19 protein-coding genes and 1 pseudogene are annotated in these 20,854 nt (G+C 60.5%); 7 read left to right on the top strand and 13 right to left on the bottom strand.

Annotation, left to right across the window (positions count from 1 at the left end; translation table 11 throughout):
• The first annotated feature begins 149 nt into the window (after nucleotides 1-149).
• Nucleotides 150-1,271 (top strand): radical SAM family heme chaperone HemW, encoded by a 1,122-nt coding sequence (gene hemW, locus DEIPI_RS0117370; RefSeq protein ID WP_027482595.1) that lies wholly within the window; start codon nucleotides 150-152, stop codon nucleotides 1,269-1,271.
• Between the two features lie 113 nt (nucleotides 1,272-1,384).
• Nucleotides 1,385-1,636, top strand: coding sequence for a hypothetical protein (locus DEIPI_RS0117375; protein ID WP_157463761.1), 252 nt, complete (start codon nucleotides 1,385-1,387; stop codon nucleotides 1,634-1,636).
• A gap of 215 nt (nucleotides 1,637-1,851) precedes the next feature.
• Here DEIPI_RS0117375 and DEIPI_RS0117380 read toward each other — a convergent pair whose 3' ends face one another.
• The 3 genes from DEIPI_RS0117380 to DEIPI_RS0117390 are packed head-to-tail and all read right to left on the bottom strand — an operon-like array spanning nucleotide 1,852 to nucleotide 4,761.
• Nucleotides 1,852-3,045 (bottom strand): zinc-dependent alcohol dehydrogenase, encoded by a 1,194-nt coding sequence (locus DEIPI_RS0117380; RefSeq protein ID WP_027482597.1) that lies wholly within the window; start codon nucleotides 3,043-3,045, stop codon nucleotides 1,852-1,854.
• Nucleotides 3,042-3,863 (bottom strand): SRPBCC family protein, encoded by an 822-nt coding sequence (locus DEIPI_RS32230; protein WP_084474498.1) that lies wholly within the window; start codon nucleotides 3,861-3,863, stop codon nucleotides 3,042-3,044. The genes DEIPI_RS0117380 and DEIPI_RS32230 overlap by 4 nt, the downstream gene beginning before the upstream one ends.
• A gap of 10 nt (nucleotides 3,864-3,873) precedes the next feature.
• Nucleotides 3,874-4,761 (bottom strand): SDR family oxidoreductase, encoded by an 888-nt coding sequence (locus tag DEIPI_RS0117390; protein WP_045234624.1) that lies wholly within the window; start codon nucleotides 4,759-4,761, stop codon nucleotides 3,874-3,876.
• Nucleotides 4,762-5,151: 390 nt separating this feature from the next.
• Between DEIPI_RS0117390 and DEIPI_RS0117395 the strand changes: the two genes are divergently transcribed.
• A complete protein-coding gene (locus DEIPI_RS0117395; protein ID WP_027482599.1) occupies nucleotides 5,152-5,613 on the top strand; it encodes a c-type cytochrome in 462 nt (153 codons plus the stop codon).
• 15 nt (nucleotides 5,614-5,628) lie between these two features.
• Here DEIPI_RS0117395 and DEIPI_RS0117400 read toward each other — a convergent pair whose 3' ends face one another.
• Together DEIPI_RS0117400 and DEIPI_RS0117405 are read right to left on the bottom strand one after the other, a co-directional pair.
• A complete protein-coding gene (locus tag DEIPI_RS0117400; RefSeq protein WP_027482600.1) occupies nucleotides 5,629-5,850 on the bottom strand; it encodes a hypothetical protein in 222 nt (73 codons plus the stop codon).
• A 13-nt stretch (nucleotides 5,851-5,863) separates the two neighbouring features.
• Nucleotides 5,864-6,742, bottom strand: a complete 879-nt coding sequence (locus tag DEIPI_RS0117405) for a hypothetical protein (RefSeq protein WP_045234609.1) — start codon at nucleotides 6,740-6,742, stop codon at nucleotides 5,864-5,866.
• 518 nt (nucleotides 6,743-7,260) lie between these two features.
• Between DEIPI_RS0117405 and DEIPI_RS38050 the strand changes: the two genes are divergently transcribed.
• Nucleotides 7,261-8,232 carry a hypothetical protein gene (locus DEIPI_RS38050; RefSeq protein WP_169737147.1) on the top strand — a complete coding sequence of 324 codons (972 nt, stop codon included), beginning with the start codon at nucleotides 7,261-7,263 and terminating at the stop codon, nucleotides 8,230-8,232.
• A 444-nt stretch (nucleotides 8,233-8,676) separates the two neighbouring features.
• Nucleotides 8,677-10,143: a hypothetical protein gene (locus DEIPI_RS38055; protein WP_157463763.1), complete on the top strand. Its 1,467-nt coding sequence runs from the start codon at nucleotides 8,677-8,679 to the stop codon at nucleotides 10,141-10,143.
• 12 nt (nucleotides 10,144-10,155) lie between these two features.
• Here the strand turns inward: DEIPI_RS38055 and DEIPI_RS32240 are convergent, their stop codons facing one another.
• From DEIPI_RS32240 to DEIPI_RS0117420, 8 genes are all read right to left on the bottom strand, one after another.
• Entirely contained in the window at nucleotides 10,156-11,022 is an 867-nt protein-coding gene (locus DEIPI_RS32240) for a recombinase family protein (RefSeq protein WP_245588591.1), read from the bottom strand.
• A 48-nt stretch (nucleotides 11,023-11,070) separates the two neighbouring features.
• On the bottom strand, nucleotides 11,071-12,390 hold the full coding sequence (locus tag DEIPI_RS32245; RefSeq protein ID WP_045234611.1) for a hypothetical protein: 1,320 nt from the start codon (nucleotides 12,388-12,390) through the stop codon (nucleotides 11,071-11,073).
• On the bottom strand, nucleotides 12,390-14,372 hold the full coding sequence (locus DEIPI_RS32250) for an ATP-binding protein (protein ID WP_045234626.1): 1,983 nt from the start codon (nucleotides 14,370-14,372) through the stop codon (nucleotides 12,390-12,392). Before DEIPI_RS32250 ends, DEIPI_RS32245 begins: the two co-directional genes overlap by 1 nt.
• Nucleotides 14,372-15,211, bottom strand: a complete 840-nt coding sequence (locus DEIPI_RS32255; protein ID WP_045234612.1) for a DNA adenine methylase — start codon at nucleotides 15,209-15,211, stop codon at nucleotides 14,372-14,374. Before DEIPI_RS32255 ends, DEIPI_RS32250 begins: the two co-directional genes overlap by 1 nt.
• A gap of 203 nt (nucleotides 15,212-15,414) precedes the next feature.
• A complete protein-coding gene (locus DEIPI_RS42290; RefSeq protein WP_157463764.1) occupies nucleotides 15,415-16,125 on the bottom strand; it encodes a tyrosine-type recombinase/integrase in 711 nt (236 codons plus the stop codon).
• A 232-nt stretch (nucleotides 16,126-16,357) separates the two neighbouring features.
• Complete coding sequence (ahbA, locus tag DEIPI_RS0117410; protein WP_027482602.1) at nucleotides 16,358-17,413, bottom strand: siroheme decarboxylase subunit alpha; 1,056 nt, start codon at nucleotides 17,411-17,413, stop codon at nucleotides 16,358-16,360.
• An 83-nt stretch (nucleotides 17,414-17,496) separates the two neighbouring features.
• Entirely contained in the window at nucleotides 17,497-17,874 is a 378-nt protein-coding gene (locus DEIPI_RS0117415) for a RidA family protein (RefSeq protein ID WP_027482603.1), read from the bottom strand.
• A gap of 23 nt (nucleotides 17,875-17,897) precedes the next feature.
• A complete protein-coding gene (locus DEIPI_RS0117420; RefSeq protein ID WP_052351805.1) occupies nucleotides 17,898-19,001 on the bottom strand; it encodes a PP2C family protein-serine/threonine phosphatase in 1,104 nt (367 codons plus the stop codon).
• Nucleotides 19,002-19,342: 341 nt separating this feature from the next.
• Between DEIPI_RS0117420 and pheS the strand changes: the two genes are divergently transcribed.
• Nucleotides 19,343-20,437 carry a phenylalanine--tRNA ligase subunit alpha gene (gene pheS / locus DEIPI_RS32260; protein ID WP_045234613.1) on the top strand — a complete coding sequence of 365 codons (1,095 nt, stop codon included), beginning with the start codon at nucleotides 19,343-19,345 and terminating at the stop codon, nucleotides 20,435-20,437.
• Nucleotides 20,434-20,854, top strand: a pseudogene (locus DEIPI_RS32265) (phenylalanine--tRNA ligase subunit beta); the annotation flags it as partial. The gene pheS and the pseudogene DEIPI_RS32265, both read left to right, overlap by 4 nt.

The following is a 20,854-nucleotide window of genomic DNA, read 5'->3' on the forward strand; positions in this document are numbered from 1 at the left end:
CGTCGTGAGCGCCGCGCCCGCCGACCTCGCGCGGGTCCTGCACCTCTGGTGGGCGCAGACGCCGCACAGCCTCGCGCACGTCTCCTGACCCCGACCTCCACGCGCGGCGCGAGACGACCCTCGCGCCGCGCCCTCCTGAAAGGCCCCGCTTGACCCACCCCGATCCCGAGCGCACCGTGCGGCACCTGTACGTGCACGTGCCGTTCTGCCCGTCCATCTGCCCGTACTGCGACTTCCACGTCCTCACGCGCCGCGCCGGGCAGGTGGAGGCCTACCTGCGCCGCCTGCGCGAGGAGGCCCATGAACTCGCCGGGCGCTACGACGTGGACCTCGACACCGTCTACCTCGGCGGCGGCACCCCGTCGTTCCTGCGTGACGACGAGATCGCGGACCTCGTGGACGCCGTGCGCGGCACGCTCGGCTGGGGCCGCGCGGAGAACACGCTGGAGGTCAACCCCGGCACCGTCTCCCCCGAGCGTGCCGCGCACTGGCGCGGACTGGGCTTCGACCGCGCCAGCGTGGGCGTGCAGAGCCTCGACGACGACACCCTGCGCTTCCTGGGGCGGCGTCACGACGCGCGCGGCGCCGCCGCGGCCGTCACCACGCTGCTCGAAAGGGACTTCCGCGTCTCCGGCGACCTCATCACCGCCGTGCCCGGCCAGCCGCTGGAGCGGGACATCGACGGGCTCGTGTCGCTCGGCGTGGAGCACGTCAGCGCCTACACCCTCACGATCGAGCCCGGCACGGAGTTCGCGCGGCGCGGCGTCACCGTCGCCGAGGAGGACGAGCAGCGCGGCTTCGACGTCACCGCCCGCCTCCTCGCCGAGCGTGGCTTCGAACGCTACGAGGTCAGCAACTACGCCCGGCCCGGCGCGCGCTCCCGCCACAACCTCGCGTACTGGACGAACCGCGCGTACCTCGGCCTGGGACCCGGCGCGAGCGGTCACTACCCCGTCCCGGGCGCCCTCACGGAGCGCCGCACGAACCCGCACCTGCACGAGTGGCTCACGGGAGACGCGGGCGAGGCGGAGCCCTCCGCCCCCGAGGACTACGTCACGGACGCGCTCTTCATGGGCCTGCGCCTCACGGACGGCGTGGACCTCGCGGACCTCTCGCGCCGCGCGGGCCTCGACGTGCGCGCCCGCTACGGGGAGGTCATCGAGGCGGAACGGCGCGCCGGCCGCCTCACCCTCGACGGCGACCGCCTGCGGACCACCGACGCGGGCCGCTGGGTCCTCAACGACGTCGTCCGGTCCTTCCTGAACGCCTGACCGTGAGGTCCGCCCGGACCCTCTTCATCGTTCCCTGGGAACTGCGTCTTCGCTCAAGGTGTGAAGTGCGTCGCTCCCACCGCGCTCACAGCGCGCCTCACTAGCCTGTGGCCATGAGAGGATCGGCGGAAGAACTGAGGGTATTTCTCGACGCGCTCCGCGAGGAATGCGAGATGCTCGGGGCCCTCTCCTCGCACCTGGAGCGTGCCGACGCCCTCGACGCGCCCTACGCGGCCGCCATGGACGCCTACGTCCGCCTGCGCTCCGTCCGGGCCGAGGCCATGTCCCGTCTCGGCTGGAGCAACGCCGAGCAGCCCCTGCGGCCCTTCGCGGACCTCCCGCACGACGACTCGCCCCACAGGTAGCCAGGAAGAAGGACGGCCCGCGCGTGCGGGCCGTCCTTCTTCCTGGTCGGGTTGCAGTGGGCGTCTGATGGCTGGCGGCGTACGGACCGGGGCGGCCCGGTCCTCATGCCTGGGCCGCCCACGCGTCTCTGCAACTTGTTTGGCGGCGTACGGACCGGGGCGGCCCGGTCCTCATGCCTGGGCCGCCCACGCGTCTCTGCTCGCTTCTCCTCGCTTCAGTCGGCCGCCTGCGCGTTCCCCCAGGGGTCCAGCACGACCTTGATGCAGCCGTCCTTCTTGTCGCGGAAGGTCTTGTAGAGCTCCGGCGCCTCGTCGAGGGTGGCGCGGTGCGTGATCACGAAGCTCGGGTCGATCGCGCCCCGCTCGATCATCTCCATGAGGCGCGGCAGGTAGCGCGGCACGTGCGTCTGCCCCATGCGGAAGGTGAGGCCCTTGTTGAAGGCCGCGCCGAGCGGCAGCTTGTCCACGATGCCGCCGTACACGCCCGGCATGCTCACCACGCCGCCCTTCCCGCAGGTCGTGATGGCCCAGCGCAGCGCGGTGAGGCGGTCGAAGGTGAGGCGTGCCTTCTGCTTCGCCCGGTCGAGGGTGGAGCCCGGCCCGTGCCCGTGCGCTTCCATGCCGACCGCGTCGATCACCTTGTCCGCGCCGCGTCCGCCCGTCATCTCCGCGAGCGTCTCGATGACGTCCACCTCCTCGTAGTTCACGATCTCCGCGCCGCCCGCCTCCGCCATGCGCAGACGTTCCGGCACGCGGTCGACGGCGATCACGCGCGCCGCGCCCAGCATGAACGCGCTGCGGATCGCGAACTGCCCCACGGGGCCCGCGCCGAACACCACGACGACGTCACGCGGCTCGATGTCGCACTGCTCCGCGCCCTGGTAGCCCGTCGGGAAGATGTCCGTCAGGAACAGCACCTGCTCGTCGCGCAGACCCGACTCGATCTTGAAGGGCCCGACGTCCGCGAAGGGCACGCGCGCGTACTGCGCCTGCCCGCCCGCGTACCCGCCGAACAGGTGCGAGTACCCGAACAGCCCGGCGGGGCTCGCCGCGCCGTACAGCGCCTCCGCCGCGCGGGCGTTCGGGTTGCTGTTGTCGCACAGGCTCCACAGGCCGCGCTTGCAGTAGTCGCACACCCCGCACGAGATCGTGAACGGCACGACCACGCGGTCGCCGACGCGCAGCTTCTTCACGTCACGCCCGACCTCCACGACCTCGCCCATGAACTCGTGCCCGACGATGTCGCCCGGCGTCATGCTGGGAATGAACCCGTCGAGGAGGTGCAGGTCGCTGCCGCAGATCGCGGTGCTGGTGATCCGCACGATCGCGTCGGTCGGGAGGAGGATCTCCGGGTCGGGGACGTTCTCCACGCCCATCTTGTTCACGCCCTGCCACACGACCGCCTTCACGACTGACCTCCCTCGAGCGTGCCCCCGTCGTTGCTGACCTGCTTGCGTCCGGTGTCCCAGGCGTCCGCCGCGAGGCGCGACGCCTGCTCCTTCGCGCCGCCCGAACGGCGGCCCGACGGCTGACCTTCCGTCGTCGGGACCTGCCCGAGCTCCATGAGGCGCTTGAGCCTCGTCAGGTCGTCCTTGATCTGCTGGTTCGGCTCCTCGCCGAAGAAGCGCGCGACCGCCGCGCCGAGCGTCCCGCCGGGCGGATGGTACTGCAGCTCCACGTGCACTTCCGTGCCGCGCCCGCCGGGCGCCACGCGGAACTCCACGTTGCCCTCGTTCGGGACGGTGCTGCCCTCCTTCGATCGCCACGCGATGCGGCGGCCCGGCACGTCCTCGATCGTCTCCGCCTCCCACGACACCTCCGTCCCCGCCGGGGCGTTCGCGACCCAGCGGGAGGTGCGCTCGTCGGTCTGCGTGACGGACTTCAGGTGGCTCATGAACTGCGGGAGGTTCTCGTAGCGGCGCCAGAAGGTGTAGAGCTGGTCCGCGTCCACGCCGATGGTGACGGCGCGCTGGATGTGGATGCCGCCCCCCTCGTTCGTGCGGCGGATCTTCGAGGCGGAGTCGAACAGGCTCTTGCCCGCCACGGCGCCCGTCACGAAGACCGAGCCCAGCACGCCCGCCGCGATCCCGGCGGGGTTGCGGCGGTTCGTCACGCCGAGCGCGATGAGCCCGAGACCCAGCGAGCCGAACACGAGGCGCTCGGTGGGACTGGCGTTCTGGTTGCTGTCCGTGAACTGCGTGTTGGTCTGCTGCTCGTCGTTGGTCATGCTCGCTCCCTTATCCATTCACCACTTCCCCCCCGTTGGGGTGCAGCACCTGACCGCTCATGTAGCTGCTGTCGTCCGACGCGAGGAACACGAAGCACGTCGCGACCTCGGCGGGCTGACCGGGGCGCTTCATGGGCACGTCCGCGCCGAAGGTCGCGACCTTGTCGGGCGGGAAGGTGCTGGGAATCAGCGGCGTCCAGATGGGGCCGGGCGCGACGCCGTTCACGCGGATGCCCTTCTCCGCGAGGCTCATGGAGAGCGAGCGGGTGAAGGCCACGATCGCGCCCTTCGTGGAGGAGTAGTCCAGCAGCTGCGGGCTGCCCTTGTAGTCCGTCACGGAGGTCGTGTTGATGATCGTGCCGCCCTCGGGGATGTGGTTCACGGCGGCCTTCGCCATGTAGAAGTACCCGAAGATGTTCGTGCGGAAGGTCCGTTCGAGCTGCTCACGGGTGATGTCGGTGATGCTCTCCTGCGGGTGCTGCTCGGCGGCGTTGTTCACGAGGACGTCGAGCCGTCCGAGCTCGCTGACGGTGCGCTGCACGGCCTGCTGGCAGAAGGCCTCGTCGCCGACGTCCCCGGCGAGGGTGAGGCAGCGGCGGCCCGCCTCCTCCACGAGACGCTTCGTCTCCTGCGCGTCGTCGCCCTCGTCGAGGTACACGATGGCGACGTCGGCACCCTCGCGGGCGTAGTGGACGGCCACGGCGCGGCCGATACCGCTGTCGCCGCCCGTGATGACCGCGACCTTGCCCTGGAGCTTCCCGGCCGCCTTGTAGTCGGGCTTGATGTAGACGGGGCGGGGATTCATCTCGGACTCGCGGCCCGGCTGCTGGTCCTGCTGCTGCGCGGGGACGGTCTTGCCCTCCTCGTTCGCCCGCAGGTTCACCTGCTGCTTCTGCATGCCCTGCTGCTCCGGCTGCCCGGCCTGCTGGCCCTGGCCGTCCTGCGGTCCCGACTGCGACTGTTTGTCCGTCATGCGTTCCCTCCCTGGGTTCGAGTCAGGATCATCACAAGCCCCATTTCTGAGGGGCGCCCCGTGAATCCGCACAAGGTGTCGAAAGTCCGAACGGGCCATGAAGGCAGGGCGAAGCGGTTCCGGGAAAGGTCAGCAGCGCGTGAGAGCACACGTCCCGGGCGTGAAGGTGAAGAGGGCATGACGAGGGGCGTCACCACCCGGCCTCCGGGTGTGGCAACGTGGAATCGACCACCTCGTCTCCCCTTGCTGCGGACGTTCGCGTGACCCGAAGGTCTCGTCGGTCGGGGTCCGGCCTTCCGGACCCGGGAGGGCGGCATGGAACAGCGGTCAGGACGTGCGTACGTGACGGCGCTCGCGGTCTGCGTGGCGGGCGCGGCCCTCGGGCAGGGCGGCGGCGCGAAGGTCTTCGCGGCGAACTGTTCGGGCTGCCACGGCGTGAAGGGCGAGGGGCTCCCGTACGCGTACCCGCCGCTCGCGGGTCACGTGCCGGAACTCCTCGGCGTGAAGGGCGGGCGGACGTACGTGGCGCACGTCCTTCAGCACGGCCTCGTCGGGGAGCTCAGGGTGAAGGGGGTGATGTACGGCGGCGGCATGCCGAGCTTCGAGAAGCTCAGCGACGCGGACTTCGCGGCGGTCCTCAACTACGTCGCCACGAGCTGGGGCAACAGGCTCCCGGCGGGCGCGAAGCCGTTCACGGCGGCCGAGGTGAAGAAGCTCCGCGCGGGCGACCTGACGGCCCGGCAGGTGTTCGAGAGCCGCCCCGCCGGGCTGAAGTAGGAGGAGGGGGACGACTTACTGCTGTGGCTTCCTGCCGTGGTTGCGCAGGGTGAACAGGATGATCAGGATGGAACTCGACATGCCGACGGCGGAAGCGTCGTACCTGTCCTGATTTGACCTGCCGAGCAGCCAGAACAGCCAGGCGAGCGAGAAGAAAAGGGGCGCCGGGTCCGACGGGCGGAATTTCCAGTAGTAGAGCGCCGCTGGAATGGAAAGGAGGGCCAGCAGAATCGTCATGAGTGTCCTCCGCTCACCAGTGACAGTCGTGGCTCGAAGCGTGACTTGATTTCCACTGGTCGATGGCGAGCTGCGCGTACTTTTTGCGGATGTTGGCATCGTCACGCTGACGGGTTTTCTCCTGCGCGTTCTGAAGCGCACCTGCATAAAGTCCGACCGCGCCTATACATGCCGGGGAGCTGACTCCTCCGGTCAAGGTCGTCAAACCACAGGCGGCGAGTACCGTCGCACTTGTGGCAGCTACGGCGGCGATAGCCACCGCCAGCTGCTCCTGATGGTGAGCGGCGTCGTCCTGCGCCTGCTCGCGTGCCTGAAGCAGATTGGCCGGTACGCTCCCCGTGCACTGCCGTGTCCCCGCTTGAGCCGTGATGGGAATCTTCCGCTCGGGAGGCGTGGAAGAGGCGATCCGCAGCAGGCTGTCCCGGCTTCCCGAGAAGGCGGCGTAGCCGAAGGCCAGAGCCGCACGACCGTCCTGCCGCACCACCGTGACCGCCTGGGTGGAGAGGTCGGTGACGGTCGTGGTGTCCGCCGTCCGGACGAGGCTGACGGTCAGGACACGGTCGTCCCGCACGAGGGCGATGACGCGAAGATCCGCCTGATCGGTCGAGAGGACGTAGGCGTCCTGTCCGGATCGGTGCAACTTGAGAACCTTGCGCAGGTCGAGCCTGACCCCGGCCTCGCTCAACGTGCGCCTCGCGGCCTCGAACTCGGGTGCCCGCGTGAGCATATCAGGAGCCTCGACCGAGGCGAGGCTGAGGTCGGGCGCTCCCGCGAGGGGTGCAGGCGTCATGCCGCAGCCCGTCAGGACCATGAGACCGGCGAGCAGGATGGAGGCCGTCTTTTCTCGAATCCGTTTCACATGATCAGCAGACTCCTCAATTACGACGTACACGTGAGCATGAGTTGAGCACCTTGATGCCCTACTCCATCAAAGAGATAATCCTGTTGTATAGACAGGCCAAACCCATAAAACGAAAAGTCGCCGCATTTTGCGGCGACTTTTCTAACCACCTCTCAGTCCTTGATATTCGTCTTTTCCCACTCGTAGAACTCGGGAATGAAGAATTCGAGGCGCACCTTCTTGTAATCACCTTCGAATTACATATTCGAAGGAAATTTCTCGTTCAGCACAGACTCCTTCTCTCAGCCCCGTGCTCGTATGCAGCGTACAAGAGCACAAGAGCCTGGCGCAAGCGCCGACTTCGGCCTTAGCCTTGGGCGGGGGCGGATAAGATGGCTGCAATGCCATTCGCACACAACGGGGACTACTGGCTAGCCCTCTTCACAGGACGCACTTGGGACGAGTTTCGAGCCGCAGGTGCGAACGTAATCGGTTTTAGCAGCGCACGAAGCTCTTCAGTAGCCCGTGTACGCGCGGGAGACAAACTGCTGTGCTACCTCACAGGAGTAATGCACTGGGTGGGCGTGCTGGAAGTGGTTGGTCCGAGCAACGACACCAGACCAATATGGGCTGGAGACTTTCCAGTCCGTTTGGAGGTGCGTCCCCTCCTCCTGCTCGACGCACAGAATGGCGTGCCAATGCGGGAGCTTGAGGGCAAGGTAGCCTTCTACGAGACCGCGCAAGACGCTGGCAAGTTCAAAGGGATTGTCAGGAGCAGCCCCAACCGCATTCCTCAGCGTGCAGATGGCGAGCTTTTGGAAACCCTGCTTCACGAGGCGCAACGCAATCCTACGGTTCGCCCTGTAGACAAGCGAAAACTGTACAAGGCTGAGCGCAAAGTTGGTCAGACCGTTGTACAGGACTTGGTCAGCGTTCCAGAAACCGACGAGGTACCAAACGCGCTATCTCCCACACCTGCACCTGCTCAAGCCCCTGCCGAGGACACAGCCACCACTCGGCATACCGAGATCCAGTACCACCTCCTGACTCTAGGAGCAGACATGGGGCTTGATGTTTGGGTGGCGCGTAACGACCGTTCTCGTACTTGGAACGGTCACACCTTGGGAGAACTGCCCCACATGGTGAATCACCTACCAACGCAATTCAACGAAGCGACACAAAAGACTATTGAGCTTATCGATGTGCTTTGGCTTAAAGGCAATAGTATCGTCGCAGCTTTCGAAGTTGAATGTACCACTTCCGTTTACTCAGGTTTATTGCGGATGAGCGACTTACTTGCACTGCAGCCAAATCTTGATCTCAAGCTGTATCTCGTTGCCCCCGATGAACGCAGAACAAAAGTGGCGCAGGAGATTCGGCGGCCCACTTTTCAGCTGAGGAGTAAGCCTCTGCACGCCGTTTGTGGCTTCCTCGCATTCTCAAATCTCGTAGAAAAGGTTGAGGCTATCAGACGCTTAAACATCGCCTCTAGTCTCAGCCCTTCGTTTCTGGAACAGACAGCAGAGTATTTCAATCAGTAATATGATCCTACCTTATCGGCAATGCAGTGATTAAAGCGCCTCATTTTTCACTTTTTTCCCTAAGCAACGGATCTCTAAAAAACCACCCTCTAAATCGAACGTCGCCGCAAAAAAGCAGCAAAGACTACCCCAAAACCCCCCCCGAATCCTGGCGTTTTCTGGTGAATAATCGCTGAAAATTCGACAGCAAGAATTTAGCCCGCGAAAAGCTACCAGGGTAGAACCTTCCAAGCTTTTTGGAGGGGGCTTCTTGACGCTTACAACGAAGTTGTGGCCTATTGACAGGCAATATACCTGTATCGGTATTATAAAAACCGCTTTGGGTACTTTAGCATACCCAATTGCCTAGAAAACCCAGGTAATCGGCCAGTAGTGCCAATTTCATCTTTTCAAATACTCTCCTATGGAGGAATGTTCCTAACATTCCATGATCGGATGGTTGCCATGTCATACATCGTTCAGAATTCTATCCTCTCTTCTTCTCCTGTTCCCGTCTCCCTTGAATCCTTCGATCCTGCAGTGTCCCTGGATATGCGTGAGGCGTTTCAACTCCACATTCCATCTCTCTTCGAACCTCCGAATGCAGGACACCTTCGTTTGCTTGCCTATCTCCTCTTCACCAACTTCCGAGACGAAAATACTGGTTTTCCGATTGTTTCACGCGAGGTCGTTGCTTCACTTAGAGGTGAGTCTAAGTCTGCATTTCAAGGTAGGTTCCGACTGGACTCAACTCTTGAATCGTTCGAGAGTACAAGTGGCCTACACTTAATAAAACACAAGGCCAATTACCTTAAAGGGCAAGCAACAACCGCCGCAATTCAACTTCCTCCTCATTTGGAAGAGATGTATAGGCGATGCCTCACGGTAGAACGAAGAGAGGTATATCTCGTTTCAGGCAAGACTGCTTCTCGTCGGGGCAGGCAGCAAAAGCACCCGCCTAAGCTGTTTTCCATTGATGAAGACCGCCCAAACGCACCCGTTCTGCAATACCTTCAATCAATTCCCTCAAACGTCTTCCGCCAGTTTTACAATAATCTCCACGAAGCCCGTCACTTTGTACTCGAGCACTACGCACCGAAACCAGAAATGTCTGAAGCCGACAGAAGGCGAATGGATCAAAAGCAGCAGGGGCAGTTGTTAGCTATTTGCGCCTTAGAGGACTATTTTTCTGTTGCACCTATATATCAGCAGGCCCGAAACACTGAACGTATTTATACTCAACGCTACTCACTGGCCAATCTGACTGCCGAGGTCAGAGAGATTATTTTGAGGGGAACCGTGTCCCTTGATCTCAATAATGCCCATCTATCTATTGCAGCCGCCATATGGGATCTTCCAGATTTGGTACGAATTCTCGACGTGCAAGGATCTATATGGCCGTCCCTTCTCGAAGATTTTGGATTGAGTGAGGAAGACAAATCCAAACTCAAGTCCCTAATTTACGCAGTGGTATACGGGATGGAGAGACGTTATCTAAAAGCGTTAGCGACTAGGACGTTCTCCCGCGCTTTTCGCGACCTTTTCTTTGAACATTCAATGATCAGTCGTCTCCTCGACGCACGCGACCATCAAATGGAAAGGATTCGGCGAGATGGCGGCATTCGAGATGCCTATGGCATATTCCATAGTCTTTCGGACGTTACGAAAAGAGGCAAAGATGACACTGCAGCACGTGTACGCACCCTTCTATCGCGCGAGGTCTCCTCTTACGAAGTTATGATTATGTCAGCCGCAACCGAACTAGCAAAAGATAAAAGGGATTTTCGGATCGTACTTTGGCTGCACGATGGTATTTACGTCCACTTCAGCGACAAGCAGGAGTACTGGGAAGCCAGGCTACGCAAAGCAGTGAACGAACGGGCTGTTGCCCTCGGAATACCAACCAAAATTCCAGGTCCCGACGAGGAATAGGGCGAGGACTCCTTACTGTGGTACTGACCGCAGCAGAACCCGACTCACCTGCACTGCGGACCATTGTTTGCCCTGGCGAGTAGTGAAGCCGTCAGCGTTTAACTTCGCTGCAATTTGCCTCAGGCTGTGCCCCTGTTCTCGAAGTGCAAATACATACCCCCTGACCTTGGAGGTGGCTTCCTGGGCTTCCTGGCGAAGTGCAGCCCGACCCAAGGCCCGCACCTCTTCAGGCATCGGTTGCGGGCTACCAAGTTTCGTGCCTCGGGCCTTTGCTGCAGCCAGGGCTTCCTTCGTCCTCTGACTGATCAGCCTCGCTTCGTGTTCAGCCATTACTGCCAGGAGTTGGATGGTCAGCGTATTGGCATGGGGCATGTCGCAGGCCACGAAATTGACTCTGGATTCGAGGAGACCCGTCACGAAGTGGAGGTTGCGACTGAGGCGATCCAGCTTGGCGATCAATAGCACAGCGTTCTCTGCCTTTGCCCTTTTGATGGCGTTCTGGATTTCGATACGCCGTCGCTTTCCAGTTCCTGTTTCGACTTCGGTATAGGTGGCAATGAGAGTCAGACCTTGCGCCTCGGCGTACCGTTCGACACACGTCTGCTGTGCCTCTAAACCCAAGCCGCTTTGACCTTGCTTCTGTGTGCTTACACGGTAGTACGCCACCGCACGTCCCGCCTCTGAGAGGATCGCCGTCACAGTGCTACTGTAACACTCCAGAAACATCCGATATTGGAGTGTAACGAAGCTGGAAGTGTAGGCCTCTAATGCATTTGGAGCGCATAATATTAATGCAATACTCCCAATATTAAGCTTTATGTTAAACAGGCGGTGGAACTGATAACCACCGCCTGCCATAAAAACGTATTCCTGCCTCATTCAAATTGTATTTGGCCGCTTGATCTAGTATTTGTCTTGATTGGAAATCTAAAGGCCCGCAAATAGCCTTAAGATTTGCGCAGAAGGATACGTCGACAAAGAAGCTACACCGTTAGCTAGTACAATAGGAACAAGGGCACATTCGTGTCGGTGGCTGACTAACTGTGGAAGAGTAGCCAAGATGTTCGTTATTCCAATGTATTGCTGAAGAGTAGGATTGGCGTCATATTCACCAATAGGAGTACTTAACACCAAGTGGTGATAGTCGTCGAGTTTTACAAAAAGCTTACTACCGTAATTGGTTCTGAGTCCATAGGGCTCCTTTCTCAGGGGAGCACTTTGAACGTTAGTTCGAATGTATTTTTCCGACGGGGCAAAGACGATTGGCCCAGAGGGTGCGAATCTCTGAATACTTGCTAGATGCTCAACGAACGCCCCTGATTTTTCCTGTCCGAACATGTGAATGGTAATTCCCCTTGCGAGAGCGTCCTGAAATAAACGTCTTATGGGGATTACCAGCTTTGAGTACTGACTCCTGAGTGTTAGGGGACCATCTTTTACAAACAAGCACCTATTAAGCAAGCGTGGGTTTGACTCCCAGTAATGCTTGATACCAGTAAACAGTAGAAGCGTCTCGTGAATAAGCATGTAGGAGGACGCGACCGATTGGGGCGCAGAGTCCTCCCCCATTTCAAGGTGAAAACCCAGCATATCGGATAGGTAAACATGTGAGGCGCAGTGAGGGCACTCCCCTTCCTCGGCGTCATAAGGCAAGCCCTCAATCTCCTCCTCGCATATAGGGCACTGGAACCCAGGAGATAATGGGCGACGAGAACTCCATTTTTCATAAGCTAACCACTTTAGGGTGCTCATGGGCTCTCCGTGAAGAGACTCGTCTTTAATTGACTCAAAGATGATTTTTCTGATGGCGTTGTAATTGCTTTCCCCAGGCAACGACAGGTTTCGCAAAGGAAAAGCTGTTGCATGATAGAGCGCAGCTTCAGAAAGAATATCTTTAAGCCTCATGGGATGAGGTGCGAATGGATCGAGTCTTTCTACTGCAACTGCATCAACCCTCAGTAGAGCAGTTTTAACAAATGCAAGTTCTCTAGTAGGAAATCCTTCGCTTCCCACCACTTGCAACGACCCATCAACCGCGAAGACCAGCCGTAGAGGCTCACCTCCTTCTGGAAAGGGGGTCCACTTTGGCTCCAACTCGTCGTCGCCGTCTCCTGTACCCTCCTGCTCAGAGTTCGGGGTTTCGAACTGACGAACAAGCGCGTTTACTAACGGACTGTGCAGAACGTCGAGGTGGTTGAGCTTTCCAGCCCGCTCGCCTGGAAGACGACTACCAGGTCTATATGGCATTAAGACTCTTCCCTCCTGAAGTGGCGGGCTTGGACAGGAATAATGTAGCGGTGAGAGAAAGTGATCATCCTCATAAATCCAGGAGATCTACTTTTCATAATATCTTGCTGAACATCTTCGAAGGCTACCTGCAGGTTTGTCAAAGTTCGCAGTTCGTCTTTCGACGGGATATGACCAACGAAGAAGTTTTCCGTTTGCACCAACAATTCTCTATTGATTGTCGAAGGCGATTGCGTCGAGTAGACCATACCAATATGGAACTTCGCCCCCTCCTTCGCAAAACGAGCATATACTCCTGTGAAATTGTCGTTATCCTTTGGAAATAGGTTGTGTGCTTCCTCGAAATAAAGCTGTATGTAGTGGTTTTGAAGTCTATTCTCGACGAACTTTGCTTCTTGATGCCGAAAAACGGCTCTAGAAAGCATGTCCGAGAAGTACTGCCTAATTTCGTCGCTCGCGCTGCCCAGATCTAGGATAACAGTCATTCCATTATCGAGGAGTCGCATAATGTCGCCTTCAAAGTCGGCAGCGGTTGGCGAATGGTATCCTCTATACGCTCGTAGAATCCCTGGCCCAGTTCCACTTTGTGGAGACAAGAAATCAAGGAGCGCTATATCGTCCGAGTCGAAAATAGGTTCACCGCTAGTTCCAGTCGACCGAAGAGGAACGGCATTTCTAGGGGCGTTTGCTCTGTAGTTTGCAATCACCTCAAGTTCACTAGCTAGCTCTTCTAGATTGCGGGGAGGATCGGCAATATCTACGCCAGCATGCGCGTATGCCGCTTCACGCAATCTTACACTGTAGTGAGGATTAAAGGTGGTTGCGTTATTTCCCCTTAGATCTAGACCTTGAAGTCTGGTCGTGTTGCTCTCAAATCCAGCTCTATGCAGAATAGCCCAGTAGGTGTGCAACTTTCTAATAAGCCGATCGCGTTCGCCTTGAGGCAAGGCTTGTATTTCAGAGACCGACGGTAAAGTCACGCTACCAAAGCTCCTGATATAGTTCGACATCTGCCTGTCCTGGCTCAGAAATCCCGACAAAACCTTGATACAGCTCTCTGGCTGCTCGTAGAAGTTGAGTCGAAGCGGACTGGATGGCGTACTTGCTCTTTGGGTGAGGGCATACACCTCCGTCGTTTCTGGGTATGCCTCTTTGATACCTATGTTCTGCTCGTTTGTATTTGCATACTCACCGTTTACATCGAATATCAGTTGTCCGACGCTTCGATCATCCCGTGTAGACTCAATTACGCTTTGCACTATCAATTTTACGATATTGCTTTTACCGAGACGAGTTTTTCCAAAAAGTGCAGTTCTGAAACCCTTAATATCATTAACAGAGATATTGACAGGGGTATCAGAATCTTCCAGCTCATCAAACGTTAACTCACATTCAGTAGAACGTAAGCGGCCAAGACTCCACCGATTTGTTTGACTAACAAGTCCGTTTACAATCAAATCGAGTAGGCCCTGATCAGGAGAATATATTTTGTAGCGATGCGCACTAACCACATTGTTAACATCGCCTGAGAATGCCACTTTGTTCTCATCCCGTGGATCGGGGTAAAACATGCCCAGCACCGAAGTTTCGAGTGCGCCCCACTGCAGCTCGCCCTGAGTCCATCTGTCAATCTCTGGCATCGACTTTTTATGGAGCTCGAAATATGTTTGCTGCACTTCCCGCTTAAGCGGGGTTTCGGCCGTATCTCTTACACGCAATAGCGTGAAGTGCGGCGGCAAGTCACCAATATTGTCGGGGACCATTATCAAAAAGGATCCCCGAGGAACTCCACCAACAGCAATCTTGTAGGGATCCGAGGTTATTATGGTTACTTTGTCATATCCTATTTCAAGGACATAACCGACGAATCTCATTCTCTCGTATTCTTTTGCCGCCTCAAGATCGTCTTGGATTCTGAGAAAGTCCGATACCATACGCAAGGGACTATCTTGGTAACGGGCACGTTCGAAGAAGTTCTGCATTAGTACTCTCCTAAGTTGGATATAACGTACTCTTCGTATCGTTTTCTAGAGGCTTTATCGGCAGCTATTGGACTCACTCGGTCGACGCAGGTAAGCATAAAATGGTCGGAATACAAACTTCGTATCGATTCATGGAAAGCATTCGTAGAAAGTATTTTTACATTTCTGGCCTTCGCCCTGATAAGCGCGTCCGCCAATCTCAACTGATCTTCCCAGCTAAAGAGGGTTTCGTTGTATTTTACAAATCCATTGTAGTTATGTCGGACAGTATATGGCGGATCTACAAAAAGAAAATCTCCTTCGCATGCCTTATCGATAATCATTTCGAAATCACAACTCAGCAACTCAGCACGAGACAGCAGTCGAGACACTGCTTCAAAATTGTCGTCAGGGAGAATTACGCTGCTTTTCGTACCAATTGGAACATTAAAATGTCCACTCTTGTTGACCCTATACAGTCCGTTCCAACATGTCCTATTGAGATAAATAAAACGAGCGGCCCTTTCTATTGAAGTAGTAGGTCTGCTCGCCCTTATGTTGTAATAGAATTCCTTGCTGTGGTGCAAATGATATGACTCAAGGAGTCTTCTAAGCTCCACCCAATCATCTCTCAATGTTATATATGTTCCGATAAGTTCATTGTTAATGTCCGATAGTATTGAAGTGCTCGGCTGCATGCCGAAAAATACCGATCCGCTTCCTAAAAATGGTTCAATATATCTGTTGTAATCCTGTGGAAATAGATCGCCGTGGTTAGCGATCAACCACCTTTTCCCGCCAGCCCATTTCAAAAATGGCTTTACCGTTATTACGTCGTCGCCGTACAGCTGGCTCTCCAAGTGCTCTCTCCCTTCCGACTACCGCCTGTCCTCGGCGTGTCTTAGCTGCCGTTAGACATACAGACCCTATGATACCCTTTGGAATCGCCAGCGCAGGCAATTTTGAGGAATAGTCTGAGCGCCCCATCGAAGCGGGTCTCATGCTTAGAGCGCTATACCGTCTTCCCGAAGGTCGTCCTAGCCTTGGACTGATGACCGAGGACCTACCGCGGTATCTGGATGCGACTCATAGGAGAATATTGGACATTGGCTTTTTGGAGAGAATCGATTGTCCAATGCAGGTATGCTGCGGTTGTGTCGAGTTTGGTGTGCCCAAGCTGCCGCATCAGGGAGAACAGATCCCCTCCACCGCTCAAATAGCCGCAAGCGTATGAGTGCCGCAGTCGATGTGCTCGTAGTTCCCAGCCAAGGCCAGCTCGTTTGGAGATCCGCAACACAAGCTGGCTAATGAGCCGAGCGTTCATAGGGGTTCGTCGTGGCGTCAGGAAGAGATACAGACTGCTCCCCTTTCTCTCGTGCGTAATGTAGCGCTTCAGACAACGTAGGGCCTTCAATCCTACAGTTACGAAACGCATACCAGTCTTGCCATCCTCGACGCGGACGATCCCCATTTCCCAATCGATAGAGGTCAGTTTTAGGGATGCGACCTCTCCTGCCCTCAAGCCCGTATCAAGCATCAGGGCCAATAGCGCTACATTGCGAGCTTTACACCTAGCGTTCTTTTTAGCTGCCTGAAGAAGCTTCGTCATCTCCTCTGGAGAGAGGACACGTTTCGGCTCCCTTCGGACCTTCGGGCGCCGTCTCCCCTGAAATGGATTTTTCACTAGAAGCCCCACACCTTCTAACCAGTTACAGAAGGCTCGAAGCGCGCTGTCCCATGAGGCCAGAGTTGCCGCCTTCACGTCTCGCGCCATGGCTCGGTTAATCGTGAACGGTGTAAGTGCACTGGCCACGTCCTGGTCGAGACAGGGCGCGAGCAACCGCGTAAGTGTCCCTCGGTAGAAGCCGATGGTGGCAGGACGGCTCCCTCGGGTTTTGTGCTCCCTAACGAACTCCTCGATTGCTTCCGATATCAACACAGCCCTACTCCTGTGAGAGCACAAGACTAGGGCTGAGAGAGGTTACTTTTGTGCTGGGTTCAAGAAATCAGGAATTCTGCGTCTCAGAGGGCGAAATGTGCGTCTTCTCCCACTCGTAGAACTCGGGAATGAAGAATTCGAGCCGCACCTTCTTGTATTCCTTCGTGGAGTACAGGATGGCGTGGTCCACGCCCACCGCGACCTCGTCGGCGATGGCGCGGATCTTGCCGAACGCCTCCTCCTTGCTGCGGCCGTGCACCATCGTGAAGATCGTGTAGGGCCACTCGGGGTAGGTGGGGCGCAGGTAGCAGTGCGACACGGCCTTGAACTCCGCCATGCGCTGCCCAGCCGCGGCGACCTCGTCCTGCGGGACGGCCCAGACGCCCATCGCGTTGAAGGTGAACCCGGCGCTCTGGTGACGGAAGACGGCGCTCACGCGGCGCAGCGCCCCGGCGGCCTTCATGCGTTCGGCGTGCGCGGCGACCTCCTCGACGGTCATGCCGAGCGCCAGCGCGGCGTCCGCGAAGGGCTCCTCGACGAGCGGGAGGTCCTTCTGGAATTCGAGGACGAAGCGGCGGTCCGTGTCGGTGACCTCGTAGCCGAGGTTGCGGTCCTTCTGCGTGTACGCCGGGGCGGACTTCGCGTTCCACTCCTCCTTGCCGGTCATGTCGAACTCCACGCCGATCTTGAAGAGGTGGAGGGTCGGCATGAGCCGCGTGAGCTCCGCGCCGGAGAGCTCGTGGAGTTTCTGCACGTGCGCCTCGAGGTCGCTCTCGGGCGGCACGGCGATGGTGTACCACAGGTTGAAGTCGTGGTTGCGGCGGTAGTTGTGGCTCACGCCGGGGTGCGCGTTGATGACGTCCGCGACCTCGTCGAGCTTCTCGGGATCGGCCTTCACCGCGACGAGGCTGGACTTGTAGCCGAGGGTGCGGGTGTCGAAGATCGCGCTGATCTGGCGCAGCACGCCCCGCGCCTTCTCCTCGCGGAGGATGTCGAGGGCCTCGGCCTCGGTCAGGCCGACCTGCTCCGCGATGAGGCGGTAGGGGCGCGGCACGATCGGGATGTCCTTCTGGACGCGGTTGAGCAGCAGCTCGCGCGGGGTCGTCTCGGGCACGGCGGTCATGAGGTCACGCTAGCACGGGCCCGGCAGTGCAAATGGCCCGCGTCACCCCTTCGCGGGGCGCGCGGGCAGGGCGGTGCGGGCGCTCAGGGGACGAGCGCGACCGCCTCTATCTCCACGAGCACGTCACGCGGCAGACGCGACACCTCCACGGTGGTGCGGGCCGGGAAGGGCGCGGTGAAGTACTCGGCGTACACCTCGTTGAGGTCCGAGAACTGCCCGATGTCCGTCACGAAGACCGTCACCTTCACGGCGTGCTCCAGTCCGCTCCCGGCGGCGGTGAGGACGGCACGGAGGTTGTCGAGGACCTGCCGCGCCTGCTCGGCGACGCTGCCTTCCACGACGCTGCCGTCGGGCCGCAGGGGGATCTGACCGGACGTGAAGACGAGGTCGCCGGTCCGCACGGCCTGGCTGTACGGGCCGATGGCGGCGGGCGCTTCGGGCGTGCTGACGGGCTGCTTCATGGGGCCACTGTACAGGTTCGCGCTCACTCCGGGCGTTCGCGGGGCGTGGCGGGCAGGTCGGCACGACCGGGCGCGACCTCGTAGGTGGCCTCGCGCGGCGCGGGAGGTCGGGCGCGCAGGCGCCGCACCACCACGAACGCGAGAAGCAGCGCGAGCGCCGTGACGCCGAGCGCGGCGATGAGCGTGCGCCAGGTGGGCACGACGATCATGCCGAACAGGGTGAGGTACAGCACGGCGAGCGTGAGGTAGGACAGCAGACCGCCGCGGCGGGGCGTGTCGAAGGTGGTGATGCTGACGGGACCCGCCGGGTTGAGCGTGGGCAGGGCGTAGCGGGGCTTCGGGCCGTTCTGGAGGACGTCCACGACGACGACCGTGATGTTGTCGGGGCCGCCGCGTTCGTTGGCGGTGTCCACGAGCCGCACGACGAGGTCCTGCGGCTGCGCGTCCTGACCGAGGAGCGTGATGAGGTCGTCGTCCTCCACGACGCCGGTGAGGCCGTCGCTGCACACGAGGACGCGGTCGCCGGCCTCGAGGCGCACGCCGAGCAGGTCGAGGCGGACCTTCTCGTCGCTGCCGAGGCCGTTGCTGACGACGTTGCGCCACTGATGGTCGCGCGCCTCCTGCTCGGTGAGGAAGCCGAGCCGGACCTGCTCCGCGACCCAGGAGTGGTCGCGGCTGAGGCGCGTGAGGGCGCCCTGTCGGTAGAGGTACGCGCGGGAGTCACCGACGTTGGCGACGATGGCGGCGCCGCCGTCGACGAGGACGGCGGTGAGGGTGGTGCCCATCCCCGCCTCGTGACCGACGGCCTGACGGTACACGGCGAGATTCGCGGCCTGCACGGCCTGCGCGAGCCGTCTCGGGGCGGGTCCGCTGCCGTAGGTGTACGCGGCGCGCAGTTCGTCGAGGGCGAGCCGGGAGGCGACCTCCCCGGCGGCGTGTCCGCCCATGCCGTCCGCGACGGCGAAGAGCCCGCCGCCGGAGAAGTCGACCATCAGGACGGAGTCCTCGTTGAGGTCGCGTTCCCGGCCGGGGTCGCTGAGGACGGCGGCGCGGACGCTGGTCGTCATGGTCGTGCGAACCCCGGGGGGCGTGGAGCCGGGCGCTCCGGACGACACGATGCGACGCATGACACCAATATAAGGGAGGGATGAAGGCAAACGTGCTGAGAAATCCTCCACTGGCGTGCAGTCCCGCCTCATGAGGCGGAGTCCTCACACCATTCACAGACTTCATGAAGATGCACTCGGCTTTGCATCTCGTGCCACACGGGAAGCCGCCCTACGCCACCCGACTCAGGCTTGAAAGACGCCCGCCTTCCACGTACCCTGAGCTCATGACGTCGCGCCACACCCACCCCCAGCGGTCACGTTCGCCGTTTCCGACGGGCGGGGTCAGGCGCGCTTAGACCGGAAGCGCAGCCCGCCCCGCCCTCGTGCGGGGCGGTTTTTTTGATGTCAGGAGGAGGATCATGCGAGAGGAAGCACTGACCGCGATTCACGCGGCGACCACGCTGGAGGCGCTCTCGGGCGTCAGGACGCAGTACCTCGGCAAGAACGGGCTCGTCACGGCGCAGCTCAAGACGCTCGGCACGCTCGCGCCCGACGAGCGCCGCGCGCGCGGCGCCGAGATCAACGCCCTCAAGACCGAACTGGAGGCCGCCGCCCGCGAACGCGAGGACTTCCTGCGGGCGCAGGAGCTCGACGCGCGCCTCGCGAGCGAGACGATCGACGTGACCCTGCCCGGCCTGCAACTGCCCGTCGGAGGCCTGCACGTCATCACGCGCATCCTGCAGGAACTGCAGGACGTGTTCACCTCCATGGGCTACGCCGTCGTCGAGGGCCAGGAGGTCGAGACGGAGACGTACAACTTCGACGCGCTCAACATGCCCTCGTGGCACCCCGCTCGCGACCTGCAGGACACCTTCTGGCTGGAGGACGGCCAGGTGCTGCGCACGCACACCAGCAACATGCAGGTGCGCTACATGGTCTCCCACGAGCCGCCCCTCAAGATCGTCGTGCCCGGCAAGGTCTACCGCTACGAGGCCACCGACGCGACGCACGAGAGCATGTTCCACCAGTTCGAGGCGCTCGTCGTCGCCGACGGCATCACCATGGCCGACCTCAAGGGCGCCATCGCCGAGATGGCCCGCGCGATGTTCGGTCCGCGCGCCCGCGTGCGCTTCCAGCCGAGCTACTACCCCTTCACGGAACCCGGCGCGGACTTCGCGATCTGGTGGGATCAGGAGAACCGCTGGCTGGAACTGGGCGGCTCGGGCATGGTCCACCCGAACGTCCTGCGCGCCGTGGACGACCTGCGCGAGGCGGCGGGCCTGCCGCGCGCCTACGAGGGCAAGACGGGCTTCGCGTTCGGGCTCGGACCGAACCGCATCGCGATGCTGCGCTACGGCATCCCCGACATCCGGTACTTCTACGGCAACGACCTGCGCTTCCTGTCACAGTTCCGCGGCGACCTCGACCCGGGCGCGGACGCCGCGCTCCCCACCCTCCCCCGTGCCGTCGCCGACCGTCTCGCCGACCACGACCTGACGAAGGAGACGATGTGAAGCTCGCCCTCTCGTGGCTCAAGGAACTCCTGCCCGACCTGGAGTCGGCGCTGCTCGCCCGCGGCGGCACCCAGGACGTCGCGGAGGCGCTCGAACCGGTCCTCGCGAACCTCGGCCTGCCCGTCGAGGAGGTCGTCGACCTGCCCGCCCCGCCCGAGGGCGTCGTGTACGGCGAGGTGATCGAGTGCGCGCCCATCGAGGGCACCGCGCTGTCACGCCTCACGGTGGAGGTCGGGGAGCCCGCGCCCGTCACGATCGTCACGGGCGCCCCGAACGCCCGCGCGGGCGTCGGCGTGGCCGTCGCGAAGCCCGGCAGCACCGTCGCGGGACAGGAGATCGGCGTGCGCGCCATGCAGGGCGTCGCGTCGTGGGGCATGGCCTGCTCCCCGAAGGAGCTGGAGGTCGGCGAGTACGCGG

Source organism: Deinococcus pimensis DSM 21231 (genome assembly GCF_000519345.1).
GTDB classification, from domain to species: Bacteria; Deinococcota; Deinococci; order Deinococcales; family Deinococcaceae; genus Deinococcus_A; species Deinococcus_A pimensis.